General features: G+C 36.1%; 12 protein-coding genes. All 12 read left to right on the top strand.

Annotation, left to right across the window (positions count from 1 at the left end):
* Positions 1–82: 82 nt before the first annotated feature.
* Positions 83–1,519 (top strand): ethanolamine ammonia-lyase reactivating factor EutA, encoded by a 1,437-nt coding sequence (locus tag BN349_RS02600; RefSeq protein WP_019240716.1) that lies wholly within the window; start codon positions 83–85, stop codon positions 1,517–1,519.
* Positions 1,520–1,537: 18 nt separating this feature from the next.
* A complete protein-coding gene (locus BN349_RS02605) occupies positions 1,538–2,902 on the top strand; it encodes an ethanolamine ammonia-lyase subunit EutB (RefSeq protein WP_019240717.1) in 1,365 nt (454 codons plus the stop codon).
* A gap of 11 nt (positions 2,903–2,913) precedes the next feature.
* Positions 2,914–3,807, top strand: coding sequence for an ethanolamine ammonia-lyase subunit EutC (gene eutC, locus BN349_RS02610; protein ID WP_019240718.1), 894 nt, complete (start codon positions 2,914–2,916; stop codon positions 3,805–3,807).
* 13 nt (positions 3,808–3,820) lie between these two features.
* Positions 3,821–4,471, top strand: a complete 651-nt coding sequence (gene eutL, locus BN349_RS02615; protein ID WP_019240719.1) for an ethanolamine utilization microcompartment protein EutL — start codon at positions 3,821–3,823, stop codon at positions 4,469–4,471.
* A 19-nt stretch (positions 4,472–4,490) separates the two neighbouring features.
* Positions 4,491–6,023 (top strand): aldehyde dehydrogenase family protein, encoded by a 1,533-nt coding sequence (locus tag BN349_RS23145; protein WP_019240720.1) that lies wholly within the window; start codon positions 4,491–4,493, stop codon positions 6,021–6,023.
* A 12-nt stretch (positions 6,024–6,035) separates the two neighbouring features.
* Positions 6,036–6,329 carry a BMC domain-containing protein gene (locus tag BN349_RS02625; protein ID WP_019240721.1) on the top strand — a complete coding sequence of 98 codons (294 nt, stop codon included), beginning with the start codon at positions 6,036–6,038 and terminating at the stop codon, positions 6,327–6,329.
* Positions 6,330–6,361: 32 nt separating this feature from the next.
* Positions 6,362–6,988: a phosphate propanoyltransferase gene (gene pduL, locus BN349_RS02630; RefSeq protein ID WP_019240722.1), complete on the top strand. Its 627-nt coding sequence runs from the start codon at positions 6,362–6,364 to the stop codon at positions 6,986–6,988.
* Positions 6,989–6,990: 2 nt separating this feature from the next.
* Positions 6,991–7,623 carry a hypothetical protein gene (locus BN349_RS24695; RefSeq protein WP_019240723.1) on the top strand — a complete coding sequence of 211 codons (633 nt, stop codon included), beginning with the start codon at positions 6,991–6,993 and terminating at the stop codon, positions 7,621–7,623.
* Position 7,624: 1 nt separating this feature from the next.
* On the top strand, positions 7,625–7,900 hold the full coding sequence (locus BN349_RS02640) for a EutN/CcmL family microcompartment protein (protein WP_019240724.1): 276 nt from the start codon (positions 7,625–7,627) through the stop codon (positions 7,898–7,900).
* Between the two features lies 1 nt (position 7,901).
* Positions 7,902–8,273, top strand: coding sequence for a BMC domain-containing protein (locus BN349_RS02645; protein WP_019240725.1), 372 nt, complete (start codon positions 7,902–7,904; stop codon positions 8,271–8,273).
* The gene (gene mdh / locus BN349_RS02650) at positions 8,263–9,204 is read left to right on the top strand and encodes a malate dehydrogenase (RefSeq protein WP_019240726.1); all 942 of its coding nucleotides are present in this window, start codon (positions 8,263–8,265) and stop codon (positions 9,202–9,204) included. Before BN349_RS02645 ends, mdh begins: the two co-directional genes overlap by 11 nt.
* A gap of 392 nt (positions 9,205–9,596) precedes the next feature.
* Positions 9,597–10,424: an MBL fold metallo-hydrolase gene (locus BN349_RS02655; RefSeq protein ID WP_019240727.1), complete on the top strand. Its 828-nt coding sequence runs from the start codon at positions 9,597–9,599 to the stop codon at positions 10,422–10,424.
* Positions 10,425–10,455 lie beyond the last annotated feature (31 nt).

Genomic DNA, 10,455 nt, shown 5'->3' on the forward strand with positions numbered 1-10,455 from the left:
AGGCAATCCATCAAGAAACTAGAAGACTGTCTATAAAGTCAATGGATTTTACCGTTTTTTTCTTATTAAGGAGAGAAAAAAGATGAAACAGTATACACCACTAAAAGAGCAAATTATCAGTGCAGGTATTGATATAGGAACTAGCACAACAAAGCTTGTTATTAGTCGATTTTCGCTTATGAATACGGCAGGTGGTACTCATACACCACGTATTGAAATCGTTGATAAACAAGTACTGTACCGCAGTCCTATTTTTAGAACACCTTTATTATCTCTGACAGAGATTGATGTATCTCAAGTGGAAAAATTGGTTGAATCAGAATATCGAATGGCTGGAATTACAAGAGAAGAAGTTAAAACAGGTGCTGTTATTATTACTGGAGAAACAGCGACTAAACGAAATGCTTCTGAGATGATTCATTCTATTTCCAAACACAGCGGAGAATTTCTCGTAGCAACGGCTGGTCCTGATTTAGAATGTATTATTGCAGCAAAGGGTTCCGGAGCTTTTCGATACTCAAAGAAATATAGAAAAGTCATCGCCAATATAGATATTGGTGGAGGAACAGCGAATATAGCTGTGTATAAGGCAGGAGTATTATGTGGCACTTGTACATTACACATAGGTGGTAGGTTAATTGAATTTGCAAATGGCAAGATTCAACATATTTCGGATCCCATTAAACAATTAATCCGTCAAGAAGGTTTGACGGTGAAAGAAGCCGATACATATTCTGAACGAACTATTAAAAAGCTAACCGATTTCATGGCAAATACAATTGCTAGTGTACTAGCTAAAACACATGGTAGTAAAGAAAAAGATCTAATCTTGGGGCATGCACCTAACTGGAATGAAGATGTGGATGTCATCATGTTTTCAGGTGGGGTAAGTGAATGTATTTATCAATTTGAACAAACCACTAACACCTATGAAGATATCGGTGTAACGCTAGCTCAATCTCTAAAGGAAAATGATTCTCTTAAGAAATGGCAGTGGATTATGCCAGATGAAACTGTTCGAGCAACTGTGCTAGGAGCTGGTACTCAGACTACTGAAATTAGTGGCAGTACGATTGAAGTCGATGATAATGAACTTCCTATGCGAAATTTACCTATATTTCAAGTTGATTTTCAGCTTAATTTTGAAATGGGTGTAAAGAATTTGTCTATGGCTGTTCAGGAAGCAATGGATATTTATGATTCCTTAAGAGAAGGTGAAAATTTTGGTTTGTATTTAACAAATATACCTTATTTAAGTTTTCGTAATATACAGTTTTTGGGAGAGATGATCATTCAACTGATGAAGCTAAGAGTTACGAATAACCAACCAATAGTTATTGTCGTTGAAAGTGATTATGCAAAGGCATTAGGTCAGACACTTAAGACAATTGCTCCTGGTCAAAGTATTATTTGTATTGATCAAATAAAAGTGGAAAATGGAGACTATCTAGATATTGGCCAAATACTACAAACGAATGTAGTACCAGTGGTGGTTAAAACACTAACTTTTAATCATTAGGAAAGGAGGAAGCATTTTATGAAATTACGTACAAATTATTTAGGAACAATTTATCAGTTTACTTCCTTAAAAGATTTAATGGCAAAGGCAAATGAGGAGAAGTCTGGCGATCGTCTTGCTGGGATTGCAGCAGAAACTGTGCAAGAACGTATTGCTGCAAAAGAAGTGTTAAGTGAATTAACTCTTGCTGATATTCGTGAAAATCCTCTACTTCCTCCAGATGAAGATGAGGTTTCACATATTATTGAAAAACAATTAAATCTACCTATCTATCAGAAAATAAAAAACTGGTCAGTTGCTGAACTTAGAGAATACATATTGGCAGATGATACAACTGGTGAAGATTTGAAAAGATTAGGACGTGGTTTAACAAGTGAAATGATTGCAGCTACTGCAAAGATTATGAGTAACTTAGATTTGGTTCATGCGGCTAATAAAATTGAAATTCTATCTAAATGTAATATTACGATTGGACAAAAAGGGGTACTTGCTTCAAGACTGCAGCCCAATCATCCAACCGATAGTGTGGAAGGAATGATCGCCTCAGTAAAGGAGGGGCTATCTTATGGAGTTGGAGATGCGGTTATCGGTATAAATCCAGTAGATGATTCGGTAGAAAGTGTCAAACGGTTATTATTTGCTACTTCTGAATTTATTGAGGAATGGAGAGTACCTACTCAAAACTGTGTGTTAGCACATGTTACAGCACAAATGAAAGCAATTGAAAAAGGTGCACCAGCCGATATGATTTTTCAAAGTATAGCTGGTACAGAAGCAGCACATCGATCATTTGGAATTACAGCGAGCATGTTAGCAGAAGCAATTGATATGGTACGTAATCTTGGAACGGGAACTGGACCACAGAGAATGTATTTTGAAACTGGGCAAGGATCTGAGCTATCAGCAGAAGCTCATTATGGAATCGATCAAATGACGCTAGAGTCAAGAAACTATGGATTTGCAAAGTACTTTGATCCTTTTATTGTGAATACAGTAGTTGGTTTTATTGGTCCAGAGTATTTATATAACAATAAACAGGTGATAAGAGCTGGGCTAGAAGATCACTTTATGGGAAAAATGCATGCAATCCCTATGGGGGTGGATATTTGTTATACGAATCATATTAAAGCTGACCAAAATGATATTGAGGATTTAAGTGTCTTATTATCAGCAGCAGGTGTGAATTTTGTTATTGCTGCTCCGATGGGTGATGACTGTATGTTGAACTATCAATCTCTTAGTTACCATGATGTGGCGACTCTCAGACAAACATTAAACAGAAAAGCTGCACCTGAATTCGCTAATTGGCTAGAGAAGATGGGCATCTTTGAAAATGGCAAGCTTAGTAAAATTGCTGGTGATCCTACCATTTTTACAAGATAGGAGGCGTTGAGATGAATCCAAAATTAGTTGAGCAAGTGACGAAATTGGTAGTTGAACAATTACAACAAGATGTTATCGAAGAAAAAACTTTGAAAAAAGTAGAAGAAGAAAAGGTTATTTTTCGAAAGCATAATCGAGATGTGAAAATGGACAAATCTTATCAAGAAAAACAGTATGTTGAAACATCAGATGTGAAAATACCCGAAGAATTAGAACGGTTAAAAGGTACTACTCCAGCAAGAATTGGTGTTGGAAGAGCTGGAGTAAGACCGAAAACAAATACGTGGTTAAAGTTTCGGTTTGATCATGCTGCAGCAGTTGATGCCGTTTATGGAGATGTGGATGAAAATTTATTAAAAAGATTAGATCTTTTTACGGTGAATACAAAAGTAACCGATCAAGAAATTTATATAAGTCGCCCTGATTATGGTCGAAGATTATCGGAAGATGCCAAGAAAATTATCCAACAAAAATGCGATAAAAACTCAGTTGTTCAAATTATTGCATCAAATGGATTAAGCTCTAAAGCGATTGAGGAAAACTTAGAGGATGTTTATTTATCGCTTCAACAATCATTAAAAAGCCATAGTTTACAAGTGGGGACACCTTTTTATATTGAAAAGGGACGAGTCGCAGTGATGGATGATGTAGGTGAATTATTACAGCCTGATGTCGTTGTTTTATTAATAGGAGAAAGACCTGGGTTAGTAAGTGCAGAGTCACTAAGTGCGTATTTATGCTATCAACCAAGAATCGGTACGATTGAGGCTGATCGAATGGTTATATCAAATATTCATAAAGGAGGTATTCCTCCTGTTGAGGCGGGAGCTTTTCTTGGTTCTGTAATTCTGAAGATTCTGAAGTATAAAGCAAGCGGTGTAAATCTTGTTGCAAAAGAAGGTTAAAGGGGTGATCTACGTGCTGAATAAAATAACGGCTGACATATTAGCAATGAGAGTTATATCTAATGTTGATCGATCTTTAGCAGAACAATTTCAATTAAAGGAATACCAGAAGAGTTTAGGGATTTTTACTTCGAGTATTGACGATGTTGGTTATACAGCCTTAGATGAAGCGACAAAGCAGGCCGATGTTGAAGTAGTTTATGCCCGTTCTTTTTATGCAGGAGCAGCACATGCATCTGGCCCTTTATCGGGAGAAATGATTGGTATTATTGCTGGTCCAAATCCTGACGAAGTAAAGAGTGGTTTAGATTCAATTGTATTAACTATTGAAAAGGACGCCTATTTTGAAGCTATAAATGAAGAGGCTAGTCATGCTATCTATGCCCATATTGTAGCAAGAACAGGTTCCTATTTATCAAAGGAGGCCGGCATTCCTCAAGGAGAGCCTCTAGCGTATTTAATTGCTCCACCACTTGAAGCTGTTTACGGACTGGATGCAGCTTTAAAAGCAGCAGATGTATCTTTGGTGAGATTTTTTGGTCCACCTTCTGAAACGAACTTTGGTGGTGGATTGCTGACTGGTACACAATCAGCATGTCAAGCAGCAACGGAAGTTTTTCGTGAGGTAATTATGGAAATAGCTCGAAATCCACGGAGAGTATAAGGAAAGGAGAGTGTTAAACGTGGAATATGATTTAGATCTTCAATCCCTTCAAGAAATGCGAAATGCTGTTAAACAAGCAAAAAAGGCACAAGTAAGCTATGCCAAGTTTTCACAAAAACAAGTGGATGCTGTAGTTGAAAGTGTTGCAAATGCGGCTTTTTTACATTCTTTGGAACTAGCTAAACTAGCTGTAGTTGAAACGAGAATGGGTGTAGTAGAACATAAGAAAATGAAAAATGAAGTGGCTTCTCAAGCTGTTTATGAATCTATCAAAAATGAAAAAACAGTTGGAATTATACAAGAGGACAAAACTCAAAAGCTAATCGAAATTGCAGATCCATTTGGGGTTGTGGCAGGTATTATTCCGACTACTAATCCAACATCAACGGCGATTTTTAAAGCTCTCATAGCTTTAAAAACAAGAAATGCTCTTGTGATAAGTCCACATCCACGTGCTGTGAAATGTACTGTTGCGGCCTTGAAGATTTGTGTCGAAGCAGCTGAAGCAGCTGGAGCACCTGAAGGAATCATTGGCTGGATAACTATTCCATCAATGATAGCAACAGAACAGTTAATGAAGCATAAAGATGTTGATTTAATTTTAGCAACAGGTGGAAAGGGGTTAGTTAGAGCGGCATATAGCTCTGGAAAGCCAGCGTACGGTGTTGGACCAGGAAATGTACCTGTTTATATTGAAAAAACAGCAAATGTAGAAGTAGCGGTTAAAAAGATTGTAGATAGTAAAACGTTTGATAACGGAACTATATGTGCAACGGAACAAGCTATTGTTACCGATAAAAATATTCAACAGATTGTTATAAGAGAATTAAAAAAGAATGGTGCTTACATTGTTAATCAAGAAGAAAAGAAATTACTCGAACAAGTAATATCACCTACTCCAGGATTGTTAAACCCTGATATTGTAGGGCAAAGCGCTATCCAAATAGCGGAGCTTGCAGGATTTCATGTTCCACATACAACTAGATTACTAGTTGCTGAAGAAGAGAAGATTGGTAAACAGGTACCTTTATCAATTGAAAAACTGTCGCCAATTTTTGCTCTATATACAGTAAATAGCTATGAAGAAGCGAAAAGTTATTGTTTAAGTTTATTGGATTTAGGTGGAAGAGGACATAGTTTAGCGTTACATACGAATGATGATCGGATAGCAAGAGATATGGCTATTGAATTGCCTGTATCTAGGATTATGGTAAACACATTATCATCGATAGGGGCAGTTGGTGCTACAACAGCTTTGAAACCATCATTTACTCTTGGCTGTGGTTCATTTGGTGGAAATATTACATCAGATAACGTGAGTGCCAAACATCTTCTCAATATAAAAAGACTGGCATATGGAGTGAAAGAAGTTGAATTGCATCATCATTCACAAATTCATGAAGATAATTCTCTTGAAACAGAGTCGACAAACGGTGTTGATGCGATTGTTGGCAAGGTATTAAATGAATTGAATTGTAATGAAGAATTAGATCTAAGTGTTGTTAGAGATTTAGTGAAACAAATTTTAGATAAATATCAAACAAATTATTAGGAGGAATGAAAGATGAGTAGAGAATTAACGGCTTTAGGAATGATTGAAACAAAAGGGTTAGTAGCTTCTATTGAGGCGGCGGATGCAATGGTAAAAGCGGCGAATGTACATTTGGTTGGTAAGGTACATGTCGGAGGAGGAATTGTAACGGTATTAGTTCGTGGCGATGTTGGTGCTGTTAAAGCGGCAACCGATGCAGGTGGAGCAGCTGCTGAACGAGTTGGAGAGCTTATTTCAGTTCACGTGATTCCTCGTCCGCATAATGAGTTGGAAAGTATTCTGCCAAAGTTTGATTTAGAGCAATAATGATAGAGCAAATCTAGTTAGGGGCAATAAGTATGAATCAAGAAAGGATCAGCAAAATCGTTGATGAAGTAATGAAACAGATGTCTTATATTCCAATCGCTGTATCTGCAAGACATGCTCATTTAAGTAGTAATGATGTAGAAGCTTTATTTGGTGAAGGATATCAATTAACAAAAAAAGCTGATTTGTCGCAACCTGGTCAGTTTTCTGCAAAAGAAACGATTACCATTATTGGACCAAAAGGAACGATTGAAAATGTTCGAGTTCTCGGTCCAGCTAGAGAGCTTACTCAAATTGAGATTAGTATGACAGATGTGGTGAAATTAGGTGTTGACCCTCATGTTCGAGTCTCTGGAGATATAACAGGAACATCTCCCATTCGTATATTAGGACCTAAAGGGGTGTTAGATAAGCAAGAAGGTGTAATCATTGCAGCTAATCATATTCATATGAATGAACAGGATGCTAAGCAATTTAGCGTAGAGAATGGTGAGTATGTTCGAATTATAGCTATGGGACAGAGACCGATTACTTTTGAAAAAGTATTAATACGCGTTTCATCTCGTTTTAAGCTAGAGATGCATATTGATACAGACGAGGCAAATGCTGGTCTCATTTCAACAGGAAAAAGAGGAATCCTTTCTAAGTATGGAGGATAAATATGGTAAATCGTGAAATGGTCGAGCAAATCGTAATAGATGTTCTGAATAAATTGTCTGTTCATAAGGAAGTATTTTCAAAGTCTAATATGTTGATAGTACCAGGCGAGGAAGAGGTTGAGTCTTCACTTCTTCAGCAACTTGATACGAAGTGGAATATAAGTATTTATGATGGTGGACGGAATATAGCAGCAGAAAGGATTGTATTTTTACAAGTGGATCAAAACTTCCTTGTGAAAGCAGCAATTGGAATAGCTGACACGGACAAATGTAAATATGTAACCTATTGTATGGAACAAGGGTTAATGATTATTTTTATTCTAGCTGATGGATTTAAACAATTTTTAAATAAATGTAAAAACGAAGAGTATAAATCATTATTTAATAGATATATAAAGACTCTTGAAGGTTATGGAGTTTCATTTTTAACAATTGAGCAGCTTATAAGTTCTCAAAAAGAGACTAAACAGATGTTCATTTTTCAAGGAAAAGTATTATCTTATGCAGATGTACAATCTTGTAAAGACCCAATCATCATGATCTCTAAAAAAACGATAGTAACCCCATTAGCAAAGGATACGGTAAGAGAATTAGGGAAAGAAATTGTTTTTATGGAGCATAATGAGGTGATGTAATATGCAGATAGGAAAAGTTATTGGAAATGTATGGGCAACTAGAAAAGAAGAAAACTTACGTGGATTGAAATTTTTGATCGTACAACCAGAGTTGCCTACAAACGAATCGGTAGGTTCACCATTTATTGCAGTTGATCGAATTGGAGCTGGAGTTGGAGATCGGGTTATGGTTACTTTAGGTAGTTCAGCTGCAAATATGGAACCTGAGAAGCATTTACCGTTAGACGCATTAATTATTGGAATTATAGATAGTGTTGAAGTAGAAAGAGGTGATTAGATTGGGGAAAGCTTTAGGTATGATTGAAACAAGGGGCTTGATTGGTTCTATTGTAGCAGCAGATGCCATGCTGAAAGCGGCAGATGTTCATTTAATCAAGCAAGAAAAAATTGATGCTGCGCTTGTCTCAATCATTGTTCAGGGAGATGTTAGTGCAGTTCAAGCAGCAGTGGATGTAGGGAAAGAATCAGCAGCGCGAGTTGGTGAATTAATTTCTTATCATGTCATTCCTAATCCGGATGACGAAGTTGGAAAAACAATACTCCATTCACATAGAAATAAAGTAAAGACGAGTGCAAGTAAGTCTCGAGCTAGAAAACCAAAGGTGAAAAATGAAGCACCTCCTAGTGAAGGAGAAGAAAATGGCGTTTAATAGAAGAAAAATAGCTGTCATAGGATCAGGTTTTACGGGTAGTAGTGCTGCTTATATGATTGCACAAAAAGAATTAGGAGATGTAATATTGGTCGATGTTCCATCTCAAGAAAATCCAACTAAAGGAAAAGCACTAGATATGCTGCAATCTAGTTCAATATTAGGCTTCTCTAATAGAATTGTTGGTACATCGCATTATGAAGATATTCAGGATGCAGATTTGGTATTAGTAACAGCTGGTTTGCCTAGAAAACCAGGAATGAGCAGAGATGATTTAGTAGTAACAAATAGTAGTATTATTAGTGAGGTGTCTAAGCAAATAAAACGCTATGCGCCGAATAGCTATGTCATCGTTCTTAGCAATCCAGTTGATGCGATGACCTATGTTTGTTATAAAGCGACAGGGTTTTCAAAAAATAGAGTAATGGGTCAATCTGGTGTGTTAGATACGGCTCGATTTAATACATTTGTAGCTGAAGAGTTAAATGTCTCTGTAGAAGATATTTCAGGATTCGTCCTTGGTGGACATGGTGACGAAATGGTACCATTAGTACGCTATTCGTATGCAGGGGGAATTCCTTTAGATAAAATTTTACCCCCTGAGCGCTTAGAGGCTATTTTAGAAAGAACAAGAAAAGGCGGAGGAGAAATTGTTCAATTATTAGGACAGGGTAGTGCGTATTATGCGCCTGCAGCTTCGATGGTTCAAATGGCTGAAGCTATTTTAAAGGATAAAAAAAGAATTCTCCCTACTATTGCATATTTAGAGGGGGAGTATGGATATAAAGATTTATATTTAGGTGTTCCTACAATTGTGGGGGGAGATGGAATAGAAAGTATAATAGAAATTCCATTAACAGAAAAAGAAAAACAGGCTCTTAATCAATCTGTTTTGTCGGTACAAAATGTTATGAAAATATTGAATGTATAAAACCAGGTTCCTTTAACTTAGCCTGGTTTTTGTTTGCGTCATTTAACCTAATAAAATTTCGTTTCAAAAAGCTGCTGAATGGCTTATGACTTCAAGGATGAAAGAAAAGTCCAATAGATAAAAGATTGACATTTGCATCTCTTAAAATAGCGTTTATCATGTATAGTAAAAGTATGTTTTTTTCAAAAAGATTGTTGTATTTGGGTATATCTGGTGAATGTAATGAGTTGATAAGGAGCGTAAGGTGTGAGCCTCTTGTGCTCGCCCCCGGGGAAGGTAAGCAATCTGAAGCAGAATTTATCTTATACTCACTATTTATTAATAGGAAACAAAGTTTACGAAAATAGCCAATGTAAAAGTACGAAAGAGCAATGTCGATAAGGAGTGTTGTTATGAAACGTATAGTAGTAAATAAGAATATGACCATCTTTCAAAGTGAATTATATAAAACAAATTGTATTGTCATTGAAACAAAGGATTGTGTTTTAGTAGTTGATCCAACATGGTTGCCAAGTGAGATAGAGGCTATTCAACATTATGTTTACAAAATCAAAAAAAATCGAACTCTTTATTTGTTATTTACTCATAGCGATTGGGATCATATTATCGGTTATGGTGCATTTTTGGACGCTAAAACAATAGGGAGTATAGAAATGGACAGTCTTCCTTATAAAGAAGAAATAGTAGAAGAAATTATGCGTTTTGATCATAAATATTATTTGGATCGTGATTACAAAATAGAATTTCCCAAAATAGAGTTCAAAATTAAACAAGATGGAGACATTTTGGAAATTGGCGAGACAAAGCTAATCTTTTATCAAGCAAAAGGACATACAAATGACGGAATATTTACCATTGTTGAACCGCTTGGTGTACTGATTGCTGGAGATTATTTATCTGATGTGGAGTTTCCATATATTTATCATGATAGTTTTGAATATGAGAGTACTCTGAATAAGCTAGATGAATTAGTGGAAAAGTATGCTATTAACTTTCTTGTACCTGGACATGGGAATATGACGGACGATCAGAATGAAATGATGAGTAGAAAGCAGTCAAGCTTAGCTTATATTAAAAGCTTAAGACGGGATATAGAGGAAGGTAAAACAGATGTAGAAATGATAGGTTTGATTAGTCATTATTCGTATCCAAAGGGCATGAAAAGCTTTCATGATAACAATATTGAATTAATGAAAAAGGAAATGAAAAATAATGAATAAAAAGNNNTNTNTATATATATATATATATATA

This window comes from Bacillus sp. AP8 (assembly GCF_000321185.1).
Lineage (GTDB): Bacteria > Bacillota > Bacilli > Bacillales > DSM-1321 > Bacillus_AD > Bacillus_AD massilioanorexius.

Bases quoted from the DNA above. Each gene is read 5' to 3' on its own strand.
- BN349_RS02600 (WP_019240716.1), top strand. From the start codon at position 83: ATGAAACAGTATACACCACTAAAAGAGCAAATTATCAGTGCAGGTATT.
- BN349_RS02605 (WP_019240717.1), top strand. From the start codon at position 1,538: ATGAAATTACGTACAAATTATTTAGGAACAATTTATCAGTTTACTTCC.
- eutC (WP_019240718.1), top strand. From the start codon at position 2,914: ATGAATCCAAAATTAGTTGAGCAAGTGACGAAATTGGTAGTTGAACAA.
- BN349_RS02625 (WP_019240721.1), top strand. From the start codon at position 6,036: ATGAGTAGAGAATTAACGGCTTTAGGAATGATTGAAACAAAAGGGTTA.
- pduL (WP_019240722.1), top strand. From the start codon at position 6,362: ATGAATCAAGAAAGGATCAGCAAAATCGTTGATGAAGTAATGAAACAG.
- BN349_RS24695 (WP_019240723.1), top strand. From the start codon at position 6,991: ATGGTAAATCGTGAAATGGTCGAGCAAATCGTAATAGATGTTCTGAAT.
- BN349_RS02640 (WP_019240724.1), top strand. From the start codon at position 7,625: ATGCAGATAGGAAAAGTTATTGGAAATGTATGGGCAACTAGAAAAGAA.
- mdh (WP_019240726.1), top strand. From the start codon at position 8,263: ATGGCGTTTAATAGAAGAAAAATAGCTGTCATAGGATCAGGTTTTACG.
- BN349_RS02655 (WP_019240727.1), top strand. From the start codon at position 9,597: ATGAAACGTATAGTAGTAAATAAGAATATGACCATCTTTCAAAGTGAA.